20 protein-coding genes are annotated in these 23,320 nt (G+C 73.2%); 11 read left to right on the forward strand and 9 right to left on the reverse strand.

Annotated elements, in window-relative coordinates; translation table 11 throughout:
* The first annotated feature begins 88 nt into the window (after nt 1–88).
* Nucleotides 89–1,033 (forward strand): GDP-L-fucose synthase family protein, encoded by a 945-nt coding sequence (locus tag IEY78_RS13815; RefSeq protein ID WP_189097999.1) that lies wholly within the window; start codon nt 89–91, stop codon nt 1,031–1,033.
* 89 nt (nt 1,034–1,122) lie between these two features.
* Here the strand turns inward: IEY78_RS13815 and IEY78_RS13820 are convergent, their stop codons facing one another.
* The gene (locus IEY78_RS13820; RefSeq protein WP_372509115.1) at nt 1,123–2,589 is read right to left on the reverse strand and encodes a sugar transferase; all 1,467 of its coding nucleotides are present in this window, start codon (nt 2,587–2,589) and stop codon (nt 1,123–1,125) included.
* Nucleotides 2,590–2,910: 321 nt separating this feature from the next.
* Between IEY78_RS13820 and IEY78_RS13825 the strand changes: the two genes are divergently transcribed.
* From IEY78_RS13825 to IEY78_RS13840, 4 genes are all read left to right on the forward strand, one after another.
* Nucleotides 2,911–3,588, forward strand: a complete 678-nt coding sequence (locus IEY78_RS13825) for an AIM24 family protein (RefSeq protein WP_189098000.1) — start codon at nt 2,911–2,913, stop codon at nt 3,586–3,588.
* A gap of 108 nt (nt 3,589–3,696) precedes the next feature.
* Entirely contained in the window at nt 3,697–4,446 is a 750-nt protein-coding gene (locus IEY78_RS13830) for a ribonuclease H family protein (protein WP_189098002.1), read from the forward strand.
* Between the two features lie 91 nt (nt 4,447–4,537).
* Complete coding sequence (locus tag IEY78_RS13835; protein WP_189098004.1) at nt 4,538–4,900, forward strand: VOC family protein; 363 nt, start codon at nt 4,538–4,540, stop codon at nt 4,898–4,900.
* Nucleotides 4,901–5,094: 194 nt separating this feature from the next.
* On the forward strand, nt 5,095–7,512 hold the full coding sequence (locus IEY78_RS13840) for an excinuclease ABC subunit UvrA (RefSeq protein ID WP_189098006.1): 2,418 nt from the start codon (nt 5,095–5,097) through the stop codon (nt 7,510–7,512).
* A gap of 22 nt (nt 7,513–7,534) precedes the next feature.
* Here the strand turns inward: IEY78_RS13840 and IEY78_RS13845 are convergent, their stop codons facing one another.
* The gene (locus IEY78_RS13845) at nt 7,535–9,718 is read right to left on the reverse strand and encodes an FUSC family protein (protein ID WP_189098178.1); all 2,184 of its coding nucleotides are present in this window, start codon (nt 9,716–9,718) and stop codon (nt 7,535–7,537) included.
* Nucleotides 9,719–10,191: 473 nt separating this feature from the next.
* Between IEY78_RS13845 and IEY78_RS13850 the strand changes: the two genes are divergently transcribed.
* Entirely contained in the window at nt 10,192–10,734 is a 543-nt protein-coding gene (locus IEY78_RS13850; protein ID WP_189098008.1) for a DUF4232 domain-containing protein, read from the forward strand.
* A 97-nt stretch (nt 10,735–10,831) separates the two neighbouring features.
* Here IEY78_RS13850 and IEY78_RS13855 read toward each other — a convergent pair whose 3' ends face one another.
* The gene (locus tag IEY78_RS13855; RefSeq protein WP_189098010.1) at nt 10,832–11,788 is read right to left on the reverse strand and encodes an NAD-dependent epimerase/dehydratase family protein; all 957 of its coding nucleotides are present in this window, start codon (nt 11,786–11,788) and stop codon (nt 10,832–10,834) included.
* A 213-nt stretch (nt 11,789–12,001) separates the two neighbouring features.
* Here IEY78_RS13855 and IEY78_RS13860 point away from each other — a divergent pair, with 213 nt between their 5' ends.
* Entirely contained in the window at nt 12,002–12,715 is a 714-nt protein-coding gene (locus IEY78_RS13860; protein WP_189098012.1) for a TetR/AcrR family transcriptional regulator, read from the forward strand.
* Between the two features lie 40 nt (nt 12,716–12,755).
* On the opposite strand, the gene IEY78_RS13865 is transcribed toward IEY78_RS13860, so the two are convergent.
* Nucleotides 12,756–13,691, reverse strand: a complete 936-nt coding sequence (locus IEY78_RS13865; protein WP_189098014.1) for an NADP-dependent oxidoreductase — start codon at nt 13,689–13,691, stop codon at nt 12,756–12,758.
* A 209-nt stretch (nt 13,692–13,900) separates the two neighbouring features.
* Between IEY78_RS13865 and IEY78_RS13870 the strand changes: the two genes are divergently transcribed.
* The gene (locus tag IEY78_RS13870; RefSeq protein ID WP_189098016.1) at nt 13,901–15,160 is read left to right on the forward strand and encodes a LuxR C-terminal-related transcriptional regulator; all 1,260 of its coding nucleotides are present in this window, start codon (nt 13,901–13,903) and stop codon (nt 15,158–15,160) included.
* A gap of 40 nt (nt 15,161–15,200) precedes the next feature.
* Here the strand turns inward: IEY78_RS13870 and IEY78_RS13875 are convergent, their stop codons facing one another.
* Complete coding sequence (locus IEY78_RS13875) at nt 15,201–15,593, reverse strand: nuclear transport factor 2 family protein (protein ID WP_189098018.1); 393 nt, start codon at nt 15,591–15,593, stop codon at nt 15,201–15,203.
* Nucleotides 15,594–15,698: 105 nt separating this feature from the next.
* Here IEY78_RS13875 and IEY78_RS13880 point away from each other — a divergent pair, with 105 nt between their 5' ends.
* Nucleotides 15,699–16,148, forward strand: a complete 450-nt coding sequence (locus IEY78_RS13880) for a MarR family winged helix-turn-helix transcriptional regulator (protein ID WP_189098020.1) — start codon at nt 15,699–15,701, stop codon at nt 16,146–16,148.
* A 101-nt stretch (nt 16,149–16,249) separates the two neighbouring features.
* Here IEY78_RS13880 and IEY78_RS13885 read toward each other — a convergent pair whose 3' ends face one another.
* The 4 genes from IEY78_RS13885 to IEY78_RS13900 are packed head-to-tail and all read right to left on the reverse strand — an operon-like array spanning nt 16,250 to nt 20,375.
* Nucleotides 16,250–16,921: a response regulator gene (locus tag IEY78_RS13885; RefSeq protein WP_189098022.1), complete on the reverse strand. Its 672-nt coding sequence runs from the start codon at nt 16,919–16,921 to the stop codon at nt 16,250–16,252.
* Nucleotides 16,918–18,234 carry a sensor histidine kinase gene (locus IEY78_RS13890; RefSeq protein WP_189098024.1) on the reverse strand — a complete coding sequence of 439 codons (1,317 nt, stop codon included), beginning with the start codon at nt 18,232–18,234 and terminating at the stop codon, nt 16,918–16,920. Before IEY78_RS13890 ends, IEY78_RS13885 begins: the two co-directional genes overlap by 4 nt.
* Nucleotides 18,235–18,244: 10 nt before the next feature.
* Nucleotides 18,245–19,414, reverse strand: coding sequence for an acyltransferase family protein (locus IEY78_RS13895; RefSeq protein ID WP_189098026.1), 1,170 nt, complete (start codon nt 19,412–19,414; stop codon nt 18,245–18,247).
* The gene (locus IEY78_RS13900; RefSeq protein WP_189098027.1) at nt 19,407–20,375 is read right to left on the reverse strand and encodes an alpha/beta hydrolase; all 969 of its coding nucleotides are present in this window, start codon (nt 20,373–20,375) and stop codon (nt 19,407–19,409) included. Before IEY78_RS13900 ends, IEY78_RS13895 begins: the two co-directional genes overlap by 8 nt.
* A gap of 381 nt (nt 20,376–20,756) precedes the next feature.
* Between IEY78_RS13900 and IEY78_RS13905 the strand changes: the two genes are divergently transcribed.
* The gene (locus IEY78_RS13905; protein ID WP_189098029.1) at nt 20,757–21,572 is read left to right on the forward strand and encodes a thioesterase II family protein; all 816 of its coding nucleotides are present in this window, start codon (nt 20,757–20,759) and stop codon (nt 21,570–21,572) included.
* Nucleotides 21,569–23,143 carry an MFS transporter gene (locus IEY78_RS13910; RefSeq protein WP_229699932.1) on the forward strand — a complete coding sequence of 525 codons (1,575 nt, stop codon included), beginning with the start codon at nt 21,569–21,571 and terminating at the stop codon, nt 23,141–23,143. Before IEY78_RS13905 ends, IEY78_RS13910 begins: the two co-directional genes overlap by 4 nt.
* The last annotated feature ends 177 nt before the right edge of the window (nt 23,144–23,320 follow it).

Below are 23,320 nucleotides of genomic sequence, written 5' to 3' on the forward strand. Positions count from 1 at the left end.
ACCGGGGCCGGGCGTCGAGATCAATAAGAGCCAGATATTTCCGGAAATGGCCGGTGGGCGACGCGGATTGACTGCGACAATCCGCCCCATGGATGACTTGCTGCCCACACCTGCCCGTGTCTTCGTCGCGGGCCACCGAGGCCTGGTCGGTTCCGCCGTGGCCCGGCGCTTCGCGGACCGGGGTTACGAGGTGCTCACCCGCACCCGTGCGGAACTCGACCTGCGTGACGCCGACGCCACCGCCGCCTGGCTGCGCGCGGCCCGGCCCGACGCGGTCGTGCTGGCGGCCGCCAAGGTCGGCGGAATCATGGCCAACAGCACCTACCCCGTACAGTTCCTGGAGGACAATCTCAGCATCCAGCTCAGCGTCATCGCCGGTGCCCACCACGCCGGGGTGCGCCGCCTGCTGTTCCTCGGATCGAGCTGCATCTACCCCAAGCACGCCGCCCAGCCCATCACCGAAGACGCCCTGCTGAGCGGGCCGTTGGAGCCCACCAACGAGGCGTACGCGATAGCCAAGATCGCCGGCCTGGTGCAGATCCGGTCCTACCGACGCCAATACGGTGCCTCTTTCATCTCCGCCATGCCGACGAACCTCTACGGCCCCGGCGACAATTTCGACCTGGAGACCTCGCATGTGCTGCCGGCGCTCATCCGCCGCTTCCACGAGGCCAAGCAGCAGGGCCTGCCCGAACTCACCCTCTGGGGCACCGGAACGCCGCTGCGCGAGTTCCTGCACGTCGACGATCTGGCCGCGGCCTGCGAGGTGCTGCTGCGCCACTATGACGGGGACGACACGGTCAACGTCGGCTGCGGCGAGGACCTGACCATCGCCGACCTCGCCTCCTGCGTCGCCGCCGCGGTGGGCTACGAGGGACGCATCGCCTTCGACCCGTCCCGCCCCGACGGCACCCCGCGCAAGTTGCTCGACATCAGCCGGATGCGCGCGCTGGGCTGGGCCCCTACCATCCCGCTCGCCGAGGGCATCGCCCGGACCTACGAGGCCTGGCAGGCGGAGCCGGCCCCGGCGTGAGCGAAGCCGGCCCGTGGTGTGCGTCCGGCGCCCGCCCCTCGGCGGGGCACCGGCCGCACACCACGGACCACGGCGGCTGGTACGCACCACTAGTACGCACCACGCCCGTCCACGACGGCCCGCACGGTCCGCATCAGCACCCCTATGTCGCGGGAGTAGGACCAGTTGTCCACATAGCTCAGATCCAGCGCGACGGTCTCGTCCCAGGAGAGGTCGGACCGCCCGCTGACCTGCCACAGACCGGTCAGCCCCGGCTTGACCGAGAGCCGGCGGATCTCGGTCCCGTCGTACCGCTCGACCTCCTCGGGCAGCGGCGGCCGCGGCCCGACCAGGGACATGTGTCCCGCCAGGACGTTGAAGAGCTGCGGCAGTTCGTCCAGCGAGAAGCGGCGCAGCAGTCGGCCCACCGGCGTCACCCGCGGATCCCGCCGCATCTTGAACATCGCCCCGTCGTGCTCGTTGGCCTGTTCCAGCGCGGCCCGCATCCGGTCGGCGGTGACCACCATGGTGCGGAACTTCCACATCCGGAACGACCGCAGATCCCGGCCGACGCGGATCTGCCAGTAGAACACCGGGCCCGCGGTGGTGCACCGTATGGCGGCGGCCACCACGGCGAAGACCGGGGCGAGCAGCGTGAGCAGCAGCAGCGCCCCCAGCCGGTCGGTGGCCTGCTTCAGCAGCACCGGTATGCCGCGCCGCGCCGCCGGGTCGATGTGCATCAACGTCAGGCCCGCCGCCTTCGCGAGCCGGACACGGTGCTGTGAGACATCGATCAGGCCCGGAAGTATGGCCAGATTCCGGCCCCCGTCGTGCAGCGCCCAGGCCAGCCGCCGCACCCGCGCCGCCGACATCTGCCGGCCCGGTGCCACGAAGACGAGATCGGCGCCGAGTTCGGCGGCACAGGCGAGCACCCGCTCCCCGTCCAGCGCCCCCTCGGGCGCCTCACCGTCGGACGCGAGCCGGTCGCACACCGGCAGCGCCGAATCGATGGCCTCGTCCCCGACGAGACAGCTGCCGACGACGACATACTCGTGGTCGGTGCGGTGCGCCAGCTCCGCGAGCACCACATCGACCGCGCCCGCCTCGCCGACGATCAGCACCCGCCGCAGCGCCTGCGCGCGGCGCCGGATGGCCAGCAGATAGCGGTGCGCGAGCTTGCGCCGGGCCACACCCAGCGCGAGACAGGGCAGCAGCGCCAGTACACAGATCTCGACGGAGAAATCGATCCGGGCGCCGACGCAGGCAACGGCCAGCACGCCCAGCATGGTCAGCCAGTCCCGGAAGACGGGCAGCACGGCACCCGCACCGAGTTCATCTCGGGAGTAACGATTCTTCGATGCCCCTACCGCCAGCCACGACATTCCGGCCAGCGCCGCCGTGAGCAATGGATGCGGCTGCCGCGTCGTGACACACAGCGCGGCCACCGGCAGCAGCACGCCGACGGCGTCCACCACCAAGGCGACCGGTAAGAGCCGTCGTTCGGTCGGCCTGTGTCTGCCTCCCCTGTCGTGTTCCGGCGCGCGATCCCACTTGGCTGTCCCGGCGGGTGACTCCATCACCCGTGGTCCGGCAGCTTCGAACAACCCCATGGCCCCCCACTTGGTCGTCCCCTCATTCCGGCGCAACCGTCGCCCCCTGGCACAGACGGCCGCCCCGTGTCGGACGTGACGCTAGAGCACGTTGCGCCTGACTGCTGTGGTTTACCTAATTTGAGTGTTCTTGTGTCCCATTGTTTACAAGCCAGGGAAGGCATGATCCGGTTTCAGCCGCCTCGACGGACCGGCGATCCGGACCGCCGGCGGACCACCAGGGGGCCTCCGGCAGCCGCCGGAGGACTTCCGGACCGCCGGGCCGGCCCCCGCTCTAGCATGCCCGTCATGAACAGTGACCTCTTTGCCGCCGAGAACATGGCGACGCAGGCGACCGCCCCCGGCATGGTGCAGCAGAACGCGAAGTCGCTCAAATACGCGCTGGACGGGGAGTGTTACGCGAGACAGGGTTCGATGATCGCCTACCGCGGCGATCTGCACTTCGAGAAGAAGGGGCAGGGCGTCGGAAAGTTCCTCAAGCGCGCGGTCACCGGCGAGGGGCTGGCGCTGATGGCCGTCCGGGGCCGGGGCGAGGTGTGGTTCGCGCACGAGGCCGCCAACTGCTTCATCGTCGACCTCGCCGCCGGCGACGGCCTGACCATCAACGGCCGCAACGTGCTGTGCTTCGACGCGTCCCTCTCCTACGAGATCGAGATCGTCAAGGGCGCCGGCATGATCGGCGGCGGGCTCTTCAACTCGGTCTTCAGCGGCCAGGGCAAGCTGGGTGTGATGTGTGAGGGCAACCCCGTCGTCATACCCGTCTCGCCGCAGTCTCCGGTCTTCGTCGACACCGACGCCGTGGTGGGCTGGAGCAGCGCGCTGCGTACCGGGCTGCACCGTTCGCAGAGCCTCGGCTCGATGCTCCGCGGCGGCTCCGGCGAGGCCGTGCAGCTCCGGCTGGACGGCGAGGGCTTCGTCATCGTGCGGCCGAGCGAACTCCGTCCGGAGAAGTCGGCCGGAAACTGACCTTGCGGCACCGGCGGCGGGGGGCCGCCCCGGGCCACCGCCGGCGCTCCCGCCGCTCCCGCCGCCGGCGGTCCGTGGCCGCTTGGCCCCGGCGCACCGCCGCCTGGCATGATCGCGCGCATGGCTGAACGCGTGAGTGCCGCTTGTGACGGCGCGTCGAAAGGAAACCCCGGGCCGGCGGGCTGGGCCTGGGTCGTCGCCGACGGTACGGACACCGTCGTGCGGTGGGAGGCCGGCCCGCTGGGCACCGCGACCAACAACGTCGCCGAGCTCACGGCGCTGGAGCGGCTGCTGACCGCCACCGACTCATCCGTACCGCTGGAGGTCCGGATGGACTCCCAGTACGCGATGAAGGCCGTCACAACCTGGCTGCCCGGCTGGAAGCGCAAGGGCTGGAAGACGGCCGCGGGCAAGCCGGTGGCCAACCAGGACCTGGTGATGCGCATCGACGAGCTGCTCACCGGCCGGTCCGTGGAGTTCCGGTATGTGCCCGCGCACCAGGTCGACGGCGATCCGCTGAACGACTTCGCCGACCGGGCCGCGAGCCAGGCGGCGGTCGTCCAGGAGGCCGCCGGCAGCGACCTCGGCTCCCCGCAGCCGCCGGCCGCCACGGCTGCCGCGCGGCCCGCCGGCGCCCGCCGCGGTGCCTCCGGCGCCACGGCGGGGGCGGCCTCGTCGCCGCAGCGGCGCGGCGCGGGCAAGACGGCGCGCACGCTGAAGGCCAAGTTCCCCGGGCGCTGCCGCTGCGGGCGCTCCTACGCGGCGGGCGAGCAGATCGCCAAGAACGACGAGGGCTGGGGGCACCCCGCGTGCCGCTCCGGCGCGGGCGGCACGGCCCCGGCCGCGGCAGGCGCCTGACCCGGCCCGACGGGACGGGGAAGCGCGGACTCCCCGGGCCGCGGCTACCGTGACGGCAGGGGCACCACCCATGACGTCAGGAGGGACCACCATGACCGGCTCGTCCACCCAGGGGATCAAGACCGTGCTGCACCCCGTGTCCGACCTGGCGGCGGCCAAGGAGGTGTACACCGCCCTGCTCGGCGCACCGCCGCAGGCCGACGAGTCCTACTACGTCGGCTTCGACGTGGCGGGCCAGCACATCGGGCTGGTGCCGGGCGGTGCGGCGCAGGGCATGGCCGCACCGGTGGCCTACTGGCACGTGCCGGACATCGAGGCGAAGCTGGCCGAGGTGACCGCCGCGGGCGGCACGCTGAAGGACCCCGCCCGCGATGTCGGCGGCGGCCGCCTGGTGGCCACGTTCACCGACCCCGACGGCAACGTCCTCGGGCTGCTCCAGGACCCGCAGGCGTAGGTCTCCGCCGCCGCACGGCCGGCGGGGAGCGCATCGCGGCCGTCCGGCCGATACCGCCGGTCGCCCGGACGGCGTACCGTTGCCGCGATCGCGCCGGCCGAGGAGCGCCGGCTCTCCTGCTCGACGCCGGTCGGACCGAGCCGGGCGACGCCGACGGGGGCCGCGCAGACGGCCCCGCCTCACAGATGGACACGATGAGCATGGCCACAGGGACGGACCAGTCGCCCGCGCCGCACGGAGCCGACAGCCACGATCTGATCCGCGTGCACGGCGCACGCGTGAACAACCTCAAGGACGTCAGCGTCGAGATCCCCAAGCGCCGGCTGACGGTGCTGACCGGGGTCTCCGGCTCGGGCAAGAGCTCGCTGGTGTTCGGCACGATCGCCGCGGAGTCGCAGCGGCTGATCAACGAGACCTACAGCGCCTTCATACAGGGCTTCATGCCGACCCTGGCGCGGCCCGAGGTCGATGTGCTCGACGGGCTGACCACCGCGATCGTCGTCGACCAGCAGCGCCTGGGCGCCGACCCGCGCTCCACGGTCGGCACCGTCACCGACGCCAACGCCATGCTGCGCATCCTCTTCAGCCGGCTCGGGCAGCCGCACATCGGCCCGCCCAGCGCGTTCGCCTTCAACGTCGCCTCGGTCCGGGCGAGCGGCGCGATCACGGTCGACCGCGGCGCGGCGAAGACCAGGGCGGTCAAGCAGACCTTCAGCCGCACCGGCGGCATGTGCACCCGCTGCGAGGGCCGGGGCGCGGTCTCCGACATCGACCTCACCCAGCTCTACGACGACTCCAAGTCGCTGGCCGAGGGCGCGTTCACCATCCCCGGCTGGAAGTCGGACAGCTTCTGGACCGTGCGGGTCTACGCCGAGTCGGGCCTCCTCGACCCCGACAAGCCGATCCGCAAGTACACCAAGAAGGAGATGCAGGACTTCCTCTACCGGGAGCCGACCAAGGTGAAGGTCGAGGGGGTGAACCTCACCTACGAGGGGCTGATCCCCAAGATCCAGAAGTCCTTCCTGTCCAAGGACAAGGAGGCGCTCCAGCCGCACATCCGGGCATTCGTGGAGCGGGCGGTCACCTTCACCACCTGCCCCGAGTGCGAGGGCACCCGGCTCAGTGAGGCGGCCCGGTCCTCGCGGTTCGGCGGGATCACCATCGCCGACGCGTGCGCACGGCAGATCAGCGACCTCGCCGAGTGGGTGCGCGGGCTGGCCGAACCGTCCGTCGCGCCGCTGCTGGCGACGCTCCAGCAGACCCTCGACTCGTTCGTGGAGATCGGACTGGGCTACCTCTCGCTCGACCGGCCGTCGGGGACGCTGTCGGGCGGCGAGGCACAGCGCGTCAAGATGATCCGCCACCTCGGCTCCTCGCTCACCGACGTCACGTACGTCTTCGACGAGCCCACCACGGGCCTGCACCCCCATGACATCCAGCGGATGAACGCCCTGCTGCTGCGGCTGCGGGACAAGGGCAACACGGTGCTCGTCGTCGAGCACAAGCCGGAGACGATCGCGATCGCCGACCACGTCATCGACCTCGGCCCCGGTGCCGGTCCGGCGGGCGGCACGGTCTGCTTCGAGGGCACCGTGGAGGGGCTGCGCTCCGGTGGCACCGTCACCGGCCGCCACTTCGACGACCGGGCCCGCCTGAAGGAGTCGGTGCGCAAGCACACCGGCACGCTGGAGATCCGCGACGCCAGGACGCACAACCTCCAGGGCGTCGATGTCGATCTGCCGCTCGGGGTGCTCACCGTCGTCACCGGCGTCGCCGGGTCCGGCAAGAGCTCGCTCGTGCACGGGTCGCTGGTGCAGGGCCCGGGGGCCGACGGCGCGAGTGTGGTGTCCGTCGACCAGAGCCCGATCCGCGGCTCGCGGCGGAGCAACCCGGCCACCTACACCGGACTGCTCGACCCGGTCCGCAAGGCGTTCGCGAAGGCCAACGGCGTCAAGCCGGCACTGTTCAGCGCCAACTCCGAGGGCGCCTGCCCGCACTGCAACGGCGCCGGGGTCGTCTTCACCGACCTGGCGATGATGGCGGGCGTCGCCACCCCCTGCGAGGAGTGCGAGGGGAAGCGGTACCAGCCGGCGGTGCTGGAGTACCGCCTCGGCGGCCGGGACATCAGCGAGGTGCTGGCGATGCCGGTGACCGAGGCGGAGGAGTTCTTCGGCTCCGGCGAGGCCCACACCCCGGCCGCGCACCGCATCCTGGCCCGCCTTGCCGATGTCGGGCTCGGCTACCTCAGCCTGGGCCAGCCGCTCACCACGCTGTCCGGCGGCGAGCGGCAGCGGCTCAAGCTGGCCACGCACATGGGGGAGAAGGGCGGTGGCCGCGCCGTCCTGGTGCTCGACGAGCCGACCGCCGGTCTGCACCTCGCCGATGTCGAGCAACTGCTCGGCCTGCTCGACCGGCTGGTGGACGCCGGCCGGTCGGTCATCGTCGTCGAACACCACCAGGCGGTGATGGCGCACGCCGACTGGATCATCGACCTCGGCCCGGGCGCCGGCCACGACGGCGGCCGGATCGTCTTCGAGGGCACCCCCGCCGACCTCGTCGCCGCCCGCTCCACCCTCACCGGCGAGCACCTCGCGGCCTACGTCGGCGGCTGACCGGCTCCGGTGCGCGGCCGGCTCAGGCGGCCTTGCCGCCGGGGCCGGCCACCGGCACGTCCAGGGGGCGGGCGATACCCACCACTCCCTCGTCCAGGCGCTGGAGATGCCGCAGCACGCGGAAGGTGACGGTGCCCGACTGCAGCGCGCCGGAGCCGGCCGTCTCCAGCATCGCGGCGATGCTGGCACCGGACTGGACCTCGCCCTCGGTGCTCTCCTCCAGCACCCGCGCCACGATCAGATCGATGTTGTACGCGATCCGCCGGCCGGCCCGCTCCAGGCGTGGGTCGGCCGCGATGGTCCTGCTGAACGGCACGAGTTCCGCGGTCGCCGCCAGGGAACGGGCGTGGTAGGCGGAGGTCTCCAGGAGCGCCACCAGATAGCGGGCGGTCCGCCGCCGCACCCGCAGCGGTGTGATCGGGTGCGTCAGCGGCTGGATGGAGGCGCGCAGCTCGTCCAGCGCCTCGTCCAGATCGCGGGCCTTGCCCAGCAGATCGACGGCGGGCCCGCCGCTGAGCTGCTCCACCGCGGCGGACACCACGTCCCGCAGGCGGACCAGCACCGTGCCCAGCAGCTCGTCGGTGCGGCGGTCGGTGTGCACCGGCAGCACCAGCACCGCGCCGATGATCCCGCAGGCGGCGCCCAGCGCCGTCTCCTCGATGCGCAGCACCAGCACATCGAGGCTGTAGGTGTTGAGCAGGGTGTAGAGCAGTCCGAGCATCGCGGTGACGAAGAAGGACATCAGCGCGTAGGACAGCGGCGCGGTGAAGAACATCCCGAAGATGCAGAGCAGCACCAGCGCGAACGCGAGCCAGGTGTGGTCGCCGACGAGCCCGGCCAGCGCGACACCGGCGATCACGCCGAGCACCGTGCCCACCAGCCGGCGGTAGCCCTTGACCATGATCTCGCCGGTGGAGGCGGTGTTGAGGAAGACCACCCAGCAGGTCAGCACGGCCCAGTACCAGCGCTGGCTGGACAGGAACTCGCCGCCGATCATGGCCAGCGTGGAGCCCACCGCGACCTGGAACGCGGCCCGGGTGGTGGGCCGTTGCAGCCCGGTGCGGTCGTCCGCCGGCTCCTCGGCCTCCTCGGCGACGACGATCGCCAGGTCCTCGGCGTCGAACTCCTCGCGCGAGCGCGTGGTGGCCGGGCTGTCGTCCGACTCGTCCTGCGGTCCGTCCAGCGCCAGCCGCAGACCCAGGACGGAACGGGCGGCCTCACCGAGTCCGCGGAAGACGTCCTGGACGGCGGGGGAGGCCTGCGGGAGGTTGTCCTCGTCCCGGTAGCCGAGCAGCCGGTTGCGGACGTGCGCGAGCGCGGTGCCGCGCTCGCCGGGCACGGTCCGGGCGATCAGCAGGAGCAGGGCGTTGAGGTCCCGGCGCAGAGTGCGGATCGCGTCGTCCTCGGTGCGTATGCGGGTGCCGGTGGCGGGCACGGGTGCATGCGGCAGATGCATGGTGAGGGTGTCGGCGCGCCCGGCGCTGCGGGCGTTGAGCAGCAGCATGCCCAGCCGCTCGGCGGCGATCTCGGCCTCCGCGACGCGGCGCTGCACCAGTCCCGCCGCGGCCTCGTCCCGCGTTCCCTCCTCCAGCAGGCCCTGGATCATCAGGGCCGCCTCGTGCAGCCGGGCGGTGTGCCGCCGCAGGTCGTCGAGGACCTTGTCCAGCTCGTCGGGTTCGACGTCCAGCAGTTCCTGCTGGGTGGCCAGCAGCTGGGCGAGGCGGGCCCGGAAGGCCTCGCGCAGCCGGCCCAGGGTGCGTTGCGGAGTCTGCGGGACGACGGCGAACCGGACGAGGGCGCTGCACCCGAAGGCCACGGCCAGGGTCAGATACAGCACCGGCAGGGTGGCGACGCTCGCGTGCACGAACAGCGAGATGAAGTAGACCTGAAACCCGATCAGGCCGAGTGCGGTGCCGCGGTCGCCGAAGCGGCGGGAGTAGACGGCGCCGAAGATCAGCAGCACGAAGAACACATCGCCGGTGACGACCAGGGCGTGCAGCAGCGCGCCCAGCGACATCGCGGCGAGCGCGACCGGGAGCCCGAGCGCCAGCGTGACCGCCTGGCCGCGGACCTCCTTCTCCTTGATCGCAAAGGTGGACACCATGGACACCATCGCGCCCGCGACCATCAAGGGGGTGCCGGTGCCGAGCAGTGCGAGGACCAGGAGGGTGAGCACGATCGCCCCGACCGTCCGCAGTCCCGCCATCAGCCGCAGCAGCCCCGGGTCGGACGCCGCGAAGCGGTCCCAGGTGTTCGTACCAGCCCGTCGTATCGCTGCCACCACGCTGCCGTACGCTCCCACTTCTTGCCATGATCCCCGGTGCCCCAGCATCGCACGTCCGTCCGGACCGGCTTCAGCCGCCTCGTGCCGGGCCGGCCGCACCGCACCGCACACCACCTGCGGATTCCGTGGCCCGGCACCCGTTCTGCCGCTCCCTGACCTGCTCGGCCCCTTTGTGCATTTCGGGCGTTAGTGAGGCGTTAGTGAGGCATCAGTGGGAGCGCCCAAGGTGGGTGGCGCGGAATCGAACAACCCACCGCCGGGACCGACGGTCCTGTGGTGGCGCCCGCGGAGCACCCTGCCCGGTGCTCCGCGGGCGCACCGCCGGCGCCGCGCGGGACCGGGTGGGTGAGAACACCACCATCTCCGGATACCGGAGAAGAGGGAGTTGATGACTGATGACCATCCGTGGTCTGCGTACCGCTGTCACCACCACCGCCGCTGTCGTGCTGGCCGCGGGGGCGAGTGCGGGCATCGCCACCGCGGCAGGCACCGGCGGATCGGGTGCGGCGGCCGCCGGTGCGTGCGCTCCGGGGACGCTGAAGGTCACGACCACCACCGCGGGTTCGGGCCAGGCCGGGATGAGCCACGAGGGCACCTACCTGAAGGTGACCAACACCGGCAAGACCAACTGCGCGATATCCGGCTACCCGGGGCTGGCGCTGGAGGGCGCCGGGCACTCGGCGATCAAGACCAAGGTGCACCGCGGTGACACCTACTTCGCCAAGGACCCGGGCGCCCACCGCGTCACGCTCAAGCCGGGCAAGAGCGCCTACGCCGATCTCGTCTGGTCGCACGCCGGACCGTCCGCGAAGGCCAAGTACCTCCAGGTCTCCCCGACGGGCGGCAACGCCCACGGCATCCTGCCCTTCGCCAACGACGTCGACGGCGGGTCCCTGTCCGTGACCGCCTGGTCGGCCACGCCGCCCCGCGCGTCCTGACCGCCTCGCGGTGACCGGAGGCCGACGCATCGCGCGTCGGCCTCCGGTGCGGGGGGCGTCCGTTGGCCCGGGGGTGCCAACGGGCGCTCTTCGTCGGTCAGTTCCGCGTGCCCGCCAGCAGCGCGCGGTACCAGTCGAGTGTGGTGTCCAGCGTGGTCTCCAGCGGAGTCGGGCGGATGCCGAAGGTCCGGGCGAACGCCGAGGAGTCCACGATCTGCGGCTCGGTGTGCTGGTAGAACATCTCCGCGTACTCGTCCATGAAGGTCTCGTCGAACGGGCCGAAGGGGCGCGGCTCGGCGAGGATCACCCGCTCCAGGGGACGGCCCACCCGCTCCTCGATCATCGCGTGGATCTCGCGGGTGGTGCGGGCGGGCGCGGTCGGCAGATGCCACACCCGGCCGTCGCCCGACGGGTCCTCGCCGAGCGTGGCCAGTCCCCTCGCCACGTCCTGGATGGCCGTGTAGCTGTGCGGGAGGTCGATGTCGCCCAGCCCGAGGACCTCGCCGCCGGTCAGTGCGGGCGGGAACACCGTGCCGCCGAGCGTCGAGTTGAGCACGCCGGGCCCGACGAAGTCGGCCGCCCGGCCGAGGACGACCCGGGCCCGCCCGGCGCGGTGGGCGGCGAGATAGGCCTCGTCCAGCCGCGCCCGCATCACGCCCTTACGGCTCGTCGCCTGCCAGGGGCTGTCCTCGGTCATCACCTCGCCGTGCGTGCGGCCGTAGGGGTACAGCGTGTCCAGGACGACCAGCCGCGCCCCGGTGGTCGCGACGGCGGCCAGCACCGCCTCCTGGACCCGGGGCATGACCTCGACCTGCAGGTGATAGGCGACATTCACGCAGTGGTAGACGACGTCCGCGCCCTCGACGGCGGCCAGTGCCCCCTCGGCGGTGCTCACATCGGCGGCCCGGCACTCCACGCCCTCGGCGGCGTTCTCCGGCACCGAGCGGCTGACCAGCCGGACGGCGTGCCCCCGGCGGACGAGTTCGGCGGCGAGCGTGGTGCCGGCCGGACCGGCGCCCAGGACGACGTGGAGACGGCGTGCGGCAGCAGACATGGCGAGTTCCTTCTCTGTGGAGCGGCGGGTGGCGCCGAACGAGGAGCGGGTGAAGGCGGGGGAGGGGCGGTGCAGCGGGTTTCCGTTGCCCCTCCTTGCTTCTGTTAGAGACCATAACTCTCGTGATGGTGCATCGCAAGAGGGGTGGTGGATACGATGTGCGAGGGCGGCTCACACTCGCCGTCCCACGCCGCCGCGACGCAGGAGGAGAACATGGCCGCCGAGGTACGAAGCCCCCGGGCGCGCTACCGCGAGCAGAACCGCGCGGAGATCAAGGCGGCCGCGCTGCAGCAGCTCGCCGAGGGCGGCGTCCAGGCCGTGGCGCTCACCCGGATCGCCAAGGACATGGGACTCTCCGGGCCGGCCCTCTACCGCTACTTCGCGGGCCGGGACGATCTGCTGGGCGAGCTGATCCGGGACGCCTATGACGAGGTCGCGCAGGTCACCGAGCAGGTCGGCGGCGCGGCACCCGCCGGGGACGCGCGGGCCGCCCTGCACGCCCTGGCTGACGCCTACCGGAGCTGGGCCGTCGCCCAGCCGCACCGCTACCTCCTGATCCAGGGCACCCCGCTCCCCGGCTACGCCGCCCCGCCCGACACCCTGCTGCGCGCGCGGGCCGCCCTGGGCCCGTTCCTCACGGTGTTCGCGGCAGGCACACCCAGCGAACCGCTGCGGCCGGTCGTCGCCGAAATGACCGCCTGGGTCCGCGAGGACGAGAACATCGCCGACTGGGTCGCACACCACACCGGACTGCCACCGCAGGACGAGGCGGCAGGCATCGCCCTCGCCGGCACGGTCCTGGCCTGGTCACAACTGCACGGCACGGTCAGCTTGGAGGTCTCCGGCCAGTACACCGGGATGGGCCACCGTGCACCGACGCTGCTCGCCGCCCAGATCGATACCCTGGCGGACTCGTTCGGGCTGTAGGTACTGCTTCTCGGATCGCAGTCGCGGACCGCTGCGCGGCTCAGACCTTGATGATCAGCTTTCCTCGCACATGCCCCGCCTCGCTCAACTCCTGTGCCTTCGCGGCGTCGGCGAGTGCGAACGTCTCGACGACGGGTACGGCGAGCCTCCCCTCAACCGCCAGTCGGGCATGGACGGCCATCACTGACCGGACCTCCTCCGGCGATGTGCCGCCCGCGGAGAAGACCACACCGTGATCGGCGGCGTGCATGTCGGCGATGGTGACGATGCGGTCGGTCGTCCCGCCGAGCAGGGCGATCGAAACCGGCAGCGCGTCCTGTCCGGCCGAGTCGAAGACCGCGTCGATGCCTTGCGGGGCGGCGGCCCGGACCCGGTCGGCAAGGCCCGCCCCGTACGCCACCGGGATCGCGCCCAGCGAGCGCAGGAAGTCGTGATTGGCCGGGGACGCCGTGCCCACGACCACGGCGCCGGCCGCCACCGCGAGCTGGGTCGCGACCTGGCCGACGGCGCCGGCCGCGCCGTGCAGCAGCAGGGTCTCGCCCTCCTTCAGCCCCAGCAGGCCGAGGACCCGCTGCGCCGTCTCACCGGCCACCGGCAGGGTCGCTGCGGCGTCGAAGGAGAGCGCGGCGGGCTTGCGCACGATATCGCCCGCGAGGGCGTACTCCGCGTAGGAACCGGTGCTGGACCAGCCGAAGACCTCGTCGCCGACGGCGAGGGTTTCCCCGGGGATCGGGCCGGTGCCGCCCTCTTCGCCGAGTGCGTCCACCACCCCGGCGAACTCCAGCCCCGGCACGGCGGGGAACGTCGTCGGGTAGAACTGCTCCACCCACCCGTAACGCCGCTTGTGGTCCAGTGGATTGACGCCGGCTGCCACCACCTTCACGCGTACTTGCCCCGGTCCGGGCACCGGCTTGTCGGTGTGCCCGAGAGTGAGCACCTCGGGACCGCCGAATTCGTTGTAGAGGATCGCTCGCATATCGGTCTCCCTGTTCATGGCGTGAAATGCATGGAGTGGATGGGGTGGGCGAGGCAGATGAGGTGGAGGGGGTGTCCAGTTCCGCAGAGGGGCGGGGCCGGCGGTTTCAGCTTCGTCGCCGACATGAGGCGCGGCGCCCGCCATCGGGACAGTCCGGCCTGGCCGAAAGGCCAGTACCGGCCGGGGTGCCGCTGGCTACGCTCAGGCACATGGAGTTGACCGGATCCGTGCCCGCCCTGACCGCCGCCTACGAGGTGATCCGCCAGCCCCTGGGCGAGATCCTGCCCCGGCTGTCCGCCGTCCTGGCCGAGCTGGTGCCGCACCGGGCGGCCGCGGAACTCTCCACGCACTGCGCACACTCGCCGTTCAAGACGTATGGCGACGCCGAGCTCAGCGGCCGGCTGACCACCGCCCACTTGGCGCCGCTGCTCGCCTCCGGCATCCCGGGCCGCCCGTGGCAAGGCACCCTCGCCCTCGCCGGATCCGAGTGGCCCGTCCTCGCCGTGACGAGCCGTGCCACGATCCGGGGCGCCGTCCTGCTGCTGGTGCGGGACGCGGATGCCGACGCTGTCGACGCCCCCGCAGCCGCCCTTGTGCAGGCGTTGTGGGACGTGGTCACCAGCCACTTCGACCGGTTGGCGGCCGAGGCTCTGCCCGGTGCGCTGGCCCGCTCACGGACCGCCGCAGGCACCCGGGCCCGGGTCATCGCGGAGCTGGGCGAGGCCTACGCGGCCGCGCTCACGGGAGTGCTGGGCGTCCTGCGCAGTCGCACCCTCGATGACGCGGCGGCCCGTGCCACCGCCACGGATCTCGCGGTCTCGGCCCTGGTCGAGCTGCGTGCGGAGGCGGAACGGGACCAGGAGATCGCCGAGGAACCGGCCTGCCAGGCCTTCGCCCGGCTCGCCGACTCCCTGCGGCCGCTGGTGCGATACAGCCCCGTGCGGCTGGAGTTGGGCGCCCCCGACTCCGCGCGGACGGTGGCCGCCGACGTGGCACACACCGCGCGGGTCATCGTCCGGACGCTGCTGCTGAAGGTTCTGGAGCAGGAGGCGGTGAGCCGGGTCCACGTCGGCTGGCAGATCACCGACGACGCACTGCGCGCGACGGTGCGCGATGACGGGTCCGGCGCCCTCACCCACGGCGGCCTGGCCGACGGCGGGATCGCCGGGCGACTCGAGGTGCTGAACGGGCGGCTGGACGTCGATGCCGTACCCGGGTGGGGGACCACGGTGTCGGCGACGATCCCGCTGCGGGTGTCCCAGGACCCGTCCCCCGACCCGCTCACCGCGCTGGGGGAGCGGGAACTCCAGGTGCTGGCGCGGCTGGCGCTCGGGCACCGCAACCGGGCGATCGCGCAGGAGCTGCACATCAGCGAGTCGACGGTGAAGTTCCACGTCGCGAAGATCCTCACCAAACTGGGCGTCGAGTCACGGGGTGAGGCGGCGGCCCTGTTCCATGCCGTGGCCTAGGAAGTGCTTCTAGGGGGTGGGGTGTTGGGGCGGAACCGTCTCAGCGGGCGCTTCCCAGGTTTCGGTCTGCTTCGGTGCCCTCCAGCATCAGTGTGGTCTCCTCGATGCGGCGGAAGCGGCCGTCGGGGGCGAACTCGGCGAAGACGTAGACCTCGGTGCGGACGGTGGAGCCGTCGTTCTTGGTGACCTGTACGAGGTGGCGGTCGGCGTAGAGCTTCCCGTCGGTCAGCTCTTCGCGGACCTCGATGGAGCCTGCGGCCACGACCGTGCGGAGGTGGGCGATGTGCTCGGTGAACTCGGCGCGGTCGGCCCACTCGCCGTCCGTGCGCTGGCGGTAGTCGGGGGCGAAGTGCCGGTCGACGGCCTCCTGGAGGTCGAGTTCCGGGGTGAAGAGGAGGTCGGTGAGGGCGGGGGTGATGGTGGTGTGACGCATGGGTGTGCTCCGTCCGTGGGGATGACTCTACGGTGTTGCGTGCGTTGCGCACGCATAAGGAGAAGGTACACCAGATGTGTGCGTGGCGCACGCTATCCTGGGGGTATGGAGAACGAGATGGGTCACGCGGTCGCCGAAGCCCTGGGCGATCTGCTCAAGCGCACCCTGCGGGCCAACCTGTACCAAGCCCTGACCGAGAACATCGGCGAGGGTGTCGACGAGGTCACCTATCCGGTGCTGAGCGGACTGGCCAGGACGGGGCCCTGTAGCGCCGCCGAGCTGGCCGGGGAGGTGGGCCTGGACCGGTCCGGTGTCAGTCGGCGCGCCTCACGTCTGGAGGCGGCCGGTCTCGTGCGGCGGGCGCCGGACCCCGACGACCGGCGGGCCGTCCTGCTGGCCCTCACCGAGCAGGGCACCGAGACGGTGGCGCTGATGCGCGAGCGCCTCGCCGCGCGTATCGAGGAGTCCCTGCGTTCCTGGCCGGAGGGGGAGGCACGGTCCTTCGCCCGGAATCTGCGCAGGTTCCTCGACGAGGGGCCGTTCAAGGAGGTGTAGTGAGGTGCAGTAGCGTCCGGCGTCGGCGGGTTGGCGGAGGGGCGGTCGCTTGTCGAGGGTGTGGGTGGTGGAACGGTGGCGGTGCCGTGCCGTGGCCGGGGTCAGTAGCCGGAGGGGCGGATCAGGCCCGTCTCGTAGGCGAAGACGGCGGCCTGGGTCCGGTCGCGCAGGCCCAGCTTGACCAGGATGCGGCCGACGTGGCTCTTCACGGTCTGTTCCGCGACCACCAGCCGCTCCGCGATCTCCCCGTTCGACAGGCCCTGGGCGATCAGTGACAGGACCTCGGTCTCCCGTTCCGTCAGGGTGCCCACCCGGTCCTTGAGCGGGGTGCGCGGGGTGCTGGTCACCCGGGAGAACTCGGCTATCAGGCGCTTGGTGACGTTCGGGGCGAGCAGGGCGTCGCCGGCCGCCACCACCCGTACCGCCTGGGCGAGTTCGGCCGCCGAGGCGTCCTTGAGCAGGAAGCCGGACGCGCCCGCCCGCAGCGCCTCGTAGACGTACTCGTCGAGGTCGAAGGTGGTCAGGACGAGGACCTTGACGGTGGCGCCGGCCGGTTCGGTGAGGCGGCGGGTGGCCTCGATGCCGCCGAGCCGGGGCATCCGGACGTCCATCAGGACGACGTCCGGGGCGAGTTCGGCGACCTTGTCGAGGGCGTCGAGGCCGTCCACGGCCTGGCCGACGACCTCGATCCCGGGTTCGGCGTTGAGCAGCACGGTGAATCCCTGGCGGACCATCATCTGGTCGTCGGCGATCAGCACGCGGATGGTCGTCATGGGGTGTCCTCGCCGGTCTCGGCCGGTTGTCTCGCGGGGGCGGGCAGCAGGGCGGCGACCTCGTAGCCGCCGTCCGGGGTGGGGCCGGCGGCCAGTTCGCCGCCGAGCATCGCGGTGCGTTCGCGCATGCCCAGCAGCCCGTGTCCGGAGCCGGGGGAGGGCGGGGCGGGCCCGACTGGCGCGGTGTTGGTGACGTGGAGGGTGAGAGCGTCGGGCGCGTAGCCGAGCCGCACCCGCACCGCTGCGCCGGGCGCGTGCCGCATCGCGTTGCTCAGCGCCTCCTGGACGATGCGGAACGCCGACAGCTCGGCCCCCGGCGACAGCGCGTGCGGCTCGCCGGTGGTCTCGGTGGTGACGGTCAGTCCGGCCGTCCGTACGTTGTCGAGCAGTTCGTCCAGCCGGTCCAGGGTGGGCTGCGGGGCGTGCCGCACGCCGTCCGCCGCGAGGTCTTCGGAGCGCAACACGCCCAGTACGCGGCGGAGTTCGCGCAGCGCGTCGACGGCATTCGCGCGGATGCCCGCGAGGTTCTCCGTCAGCTCGTCGGTGGGGTTCGCGACGAGATGGGGTGCGACCTGCGCCTGGATGGAGATCACCGACATGTGGTGGGCGACCACGTCGTGCAGCTCCCGGGCGATGCGGTGGCGCTCCTCCAGCAGGGTGCGCCGGGCCCGCTCCTCGGCGGTCAGCTCCTCCTGCTCGACGAGTTGGTTGCGGGCCACCCGGCGGCCGCGCAGCGCGGCCCCCAGCACCGCCGCGATGATCAGCAGCGGGACCGCCTGCGTCGCGTTCTGGTAGTGGCCCGGGCCGAGGAACGCCAGACAGGACAGCCCGGCCAGCACATGGAGCCCCAGCGCCTCGGCCGCGACTCGCGGGCGTACCCGCAGCGCCAGCAGGAATATCGTCGCGGCCTGCGCGAGGAGACCCGGTTCGGTCCAGGGGAAGGGCTCCGCCCCGGGGAACCCGTCCCCCGCGGCCCGCGCCGCGACCACCATCGCCGCCGTCGACACCCACCAGGCCGGTATCGGACGGAACATGGCCCCGAACAGCGCCAGGGACTGGCACAGCGCGAGCAGCAGCGCCAGGCCCGTCGCCAGCCCGTAAAGATGAATGAGGTAGTCCGTGGTGAGGATGGTCGTCGCATAGACGAGGACGCCGATCAGCACATGCGGCAGCCGGGCGAACAGACGGGGACCCCGCATCCTCGGCAGCGGATCGGCCGCCACCGTCCACAGATCGTCGCGCAGCGTACGCGGCAGCGCCAACAGCGCCGCCCGCAGCCGCGGTTGCCCGCCCGTCCCGCCCCCCGTGACCATGTGCACCACCCTAGACACGACGGGTCGCCCCCGGCAGGGCGGGGCGCCGGCCGGACGCCCGTCGGGAGCGCCCGTGCCGCCCCGTGCGGCCCTGCTCGTAGGCACGGAAGGCGGCCAGGCACACCAGCAGGGCCAGTCCGAACACCGGTAGCCAGGCCAGCCGGGCGAGGACCCATGCCGCGCCGTCGGGGGCGGTGTGCAGGCCGGGGAGCGGGTGGCCGGCGAGCAGGCCGAGCGCGGTGACGGCCATCATCGCCGTCTGGTGCCACAGGAAGACCGTCATCGCCGCGAGGTTCAGCAGCGCCACCGGCGCCCAGACCAGGGGGCGCCGCAGCACCCGCCGCAGCGGACCGAGCAGCAGCAGGGCCGCCCCGCACTGGGCCAGGCCGAAGGTGACGACCGCGAGGGTGGGCGGGTTGAGGTTGGATATCGCGGCGCCCGGCACCCCGACCATGGCAGCCGGATACCCGGCCCACCCGACGAGTGCGGCGGTGGCGGCGCCGCCACCGAGCAGCAGCGTCCAGCCGGTCGAGCGGCCGGCCAGCCGGCCGCGTGCCCAGGCCGCGCCCAGGCAGTACGGAACCAGCCAGCCCGCCGGCACATTGAGCCAGCCGAGCCACTCCGGACCGCCCAACCCGAAGCGGAACAGATCGACATGGAGGACGACGGCCAGCGGCCACAGCGGGTGCAGCCGGGCGACCAGCGGGGTCGCCGCCGTCAGCGCGGTGAACACCAGCAGGAACCAGAGCGGGGAGCGCACCAGGGTCCCCAGGGTGGCGACGGTCCCCACCCCGGCCCCGGAGGCCAGCAGGGCGAGGGCCACCACACCCCAGAGCACCAGCACCGCCGCAACCGGCCGCGACAGCCGGGCCGTACGGGCGCCGAGCCACCGCCGGTAGCTCTCGCCCCGGGCGCGGGCCGAGGCATGACCGCGCGCCGCCACCCGGCCGCCGACGAGGAAGAAGACCGCCAGGGTCTGGAAGACCCAGGAGACGGGCGTCAGCTGCGGCATCGAGCGCAGCGGGCTGGCACCGTGCACCGCGCCGCTGTCCGTGACCAGGGCGGTCACCAGCCAGTGTCCGAGCACCACCCCCAGGATGGCGAGCGCTCGCAGGGCGTCGACGCCGCGGTCGCGGCCCTCCGGGGTGGCGGCGGCGATCCGCCGGGCGAGTTCACGCATCACGGTGTCCCTCGGTCGGTGTCCGGCCCGAGACGATCCGGGCGATGTTGCGCAGGGCGACGGACCCGGGCGCGAGGTAGTCGCTGTGGCCGCCGTCCCCGGCCGCGAAGACCCGCGCCCCGAAGGCATCCGACATCGGGTCGGTGCCCAACCCGAGGGTGGCGAAGGGCAGCCGCAGCCGGCCGTGCGGCACATGGGCGATCCAGTCGTCCGCGCCCCGGCCGGCCCAGATGGTTGCCCGGGTGCGCAGGGCGGAGGCGCTCTCGGCCCCGGCGCCGGGGCTGCCGTACAGCACGAGGTTGGTCACCGGCAGCCCCGGCGCGGCGCGGCCGCAGACCACCGACCCGTAGGAGTGGCACAGCACCGAGATCCGGGCCGCGGGCCGCAGCGCCGCCATGTCGGCAAGGAACGCGCGGAGTTGCGGCGCGGCCGAGTCGGCGAGCCCGGTCGTCAGCACGTCGGGGCTCACCGTGCCCGGCGTCGGGTACCCGAGCCAGGCGACCACGGCGGTGCGGGCGTCCAGCGTCCGCCGCAGCGCCGCCGCCCCCTTCAGGAACCGCCCGTAGGTGTCGAGGTTGGTGTCCGAACCCGGTACCAGGACGGCGATCCGCTCGGCTCGCGCCAGATCGCCGAGGACCTCGGCGGTGCGGCCCCCGCCGCGGCCGTCGAAGGACAGGAACTGCCGCTCGGGGCCCGCCATCCGGCGCAGCGCCCGGGCCCGTGCCAGGTCGCCGTGGCCCTCGGCCATCCGGGCCGCCGCGCGGATGCCGGCCCGGTTGACCTCATAGCGCCCGGCGAGGGCGCCGGGCCCGGCGGTCCGCAACGGGGCGAGGGCCACCGGCGCGGGCGCCGGGACGGCCGCGGGGCGGGCCGCGCCGGACACGGGCACGGCCACCGAGGCCGCCACGAGCGCGGCGAGCAGGGTACGCAGCAGTCGGCCGCTGCGCGGGCGGGACGCCATGGGATCGGTCCTTCCGTCACGGAAGCCGTCGTGCTTCCGGGACGCACGCTATGAAGCACACCGGTTGGTCCACGTCCCGCCCCGGAGCGCACTTCCCGCCTAACTCTCAAGTACTAGGGGTAGGGGGCGGCGGCCCCCGAACGGACGGCGCCCGGCGGCCCGGTGCGGCCCGGCCCGCACCCCGGGACCGGCGCCCGCGGACGGCGGCGGCTGCCGCCGTTGGTGTCAGAGGGGCCCGGCGCCGTGCGTGGTGTGTGGAGTGAGCGGGCGGGGGAGTGCAGGGTCGGCGTGGGCATCGGTGCGGTGCCCGGCCGGAACCGCACGGCCGGGCGCGGCCCTGCCGGGGGCGGCCGGTGGAGCGCGAGGCGAAGGGCGTGAGTCATGGGTGTCGGTGGCACACACGGGTCGACCACGGTGCCGGCCGCGGCGTCGGCGGTGCCCGAACGCGTGGTGCTGGCCGCCCGCCCGCAGGCGTCGCTGCGGCTCTACGCCCTGCCGCCCGCCGGGGCCGGCCCGGAGTGCTATCTGCGGTGGGCGCCGCTGCTGCCGCCCTGGGTCGAGCTGTGTTCCGTGGCACTGCCCGGCCGCGGCACCCGCGCCGGGGAGCCGTCGCTCACCGATCCCGCCTATCTGAGCGCCCGGCTGGCCGCGGTGCTCGACGACTGGACCGACCCCCGGCCGTACGCGGTCTTCGGCCACAGCGCGGGCGCGCTGCTGGGCTACGAGGCGATCCGCCATCTGCGACGCACCCACGGCCGCCCGCCCGCGCTGCTCGCGGTGTCCTCGCTGTCGGCGCCGCACCTCGACGCCTACACCGCGGACCTGCCGCCCCGTCTGACGGCCGGCCTCGCGGGCCTGGACGAACTCGTCGGCCCGATCCCCGAGCAACTGCTCGCCGACGCCCGCCTGATGGCCGCGGCCTGCACCCCGCTGCTGGCCGACCTGCTGCTGCTCCTGCACTACCGGCACCACCCGGAGCCGCCCCTCCCGGTGCCCCTGGTGCTCTACGGCGGCGAGCACGACCCGGTCACCGGCCCGCGCCAGCTCCAGGCCTGGAACGACCTGGTCACCACCCCCGCCGACGTGCACCTCTTCCCCGGCGGGCACAACTACCCGCAGACGGCGGCCAAGGAGCTGGTCGGGCACCTCACCGGCGTCCTCGGCACGGTCGCCCGCCGCCCGGTGGCCACGGCATGACGGCCACCGGGCGGGCCGGCGCCCGGCGCACGGGCGCGGCCGCCGTGGTGTGCCTCGGGCTGTTCATGCTCGGCCTGGATCTGACCGTCCTCAACGTCGCCGTCCCCGGCCTCCAGGGCGACCTCGACACCTCCACCGCGCAGGTGCAGTGGATCGTGGACGGCTACGCCGTCGTCCTGGGGGGCACGGTGCTCGCCGTGGGCGCCTTCACCGACGCGTGGGGCCGGCGCCGCTCCTTCGTCTGCGGAGTGGCGGTCTGCGCGGGCGCCTCACTTGTGGGCGCGCTGGCCGGCCACCCCGGGCAGGTGATCGCTGCCCGCTGCGTCATGGGAGCCGGGGCCGCGCTGCTGATGCCGGCGACCCTGGCGGTCCTCCACCACCTGTTCCCCGAACCCCGGCTGCGCGGCCGGGCGATCGCCGCGTGGGCCGCGGTCGGCGGCATGGGGGGCCTGTGCGGTCCGGTCATCGGGGGCTGGCTGGTGGAGCACTTCTCCTGGCGCGCCGCCTTCTGGATCAATCTGCCCCTGGCCGGCGTCCTCGTCGTCCTCGCCCTGGCGCTGGTGCCCGAGTCCCGCACGGTGCGGCGCGCCGGCTTCGACGTGCCCGGCGCCGTGCTGTCCGCCGCGGGGCTGCTGGCGCTGGTGTGGTCGCTGACCGAGAGCCCGCACCGCGGCTGGACCAGCCCGGCGGCGCTGACCGGATTCACCGCCGCCGCGCTGCTGCTGGCCGCCTTCGTCGTCCATCAGCTGCGCACGCCCGCCCCCATGCTGCCGCTGGCGCTGCTGCGGGTGCCGGGCATCGGAGTGGCGGCGGCGGCCCTGGCGTTGATGTCCTTCGCCATGTTCGGGGCGCTGTTCGTGCTGACCCTCTACCTCCAGGGCGTGCTCGGCTTCAGCCCCTGGCAGGCCGGTCTGCGGACGCTGCCGCTGCCGGGCGGACTGGCCCTCGGCGCCGGCTGCGCCGTCCCCCTGCGGAACCGGCTGGGCGGACGGGTCCCCGTCGTCGCCGGACTGACCCTGGTCTCGGCCGGCTTCGCCGTCCTGGCCGCCACCGCATCCGACTCCGGCTATCCGCACTGCGCGGCCTTCCAGCTGATCGCGGGCGTCGGCGCGGGCCTCGTCGCGGCGGCGGCCACCGAGTCGGTGATGGGCTCGGTCGCCACCGAACGGGCCGGTCTCGGCTCGGCCATCAACGACGCCACCCGGCAGGTCGGCTCCGCCCTCGGCGTGGCCGTCCAGGGCTCCCTGCTCGCGGCCGTCTTCACCGCCCGGTTCCGTACGTCCCTGACGGGCCTGCACGCCCCCGCGGGCGTGACGGCGGCGGCCGAGCACAGCATGCTGTCCGTCCCGGCACAGGCGCGGCAGCTTCCCCCGGCGCTGCGTGCCGGGGTGCTGTCCGCCGCCCGCGCTGCCTTCACCGACGCGATGACGCTCACCGCCGTCGTCGCCGGAGCGGTCACCCTGCTCACCGCCGCGGCGGCCGCCCGCTGGCTCGGCAGGCCGCCCCGTCCCGATGACGCGCACGAGGCCGCACCTGCGCCCGCCGCGCCCGCCCTGGCCGCGGACCGGTGACGCATACCCGCGCCACCGGGCGCGGAGCCACTCGTTCGGCGGTGCCTTCACGCCCCGCCCCCGGGGACCCGGTCGGCGACAGTGGAAGGCGCGCCGACCGACCCCCGCGCACCGCCCGCGGTGCCGCCCGCCCGTCCGGAGCCGCGATGCCGCACCCCGTCCGCGTCCGCCCGGCCC

Source organism: Streptomyces kronopolitis (assembly GCF_014646275.1).
Lineage (GTDB): Bacteria > Actinomycetota > Actinomycetes > Streptomycetales > Streptomycetaceae > Streptomyces > Streptomyces kronopolitis.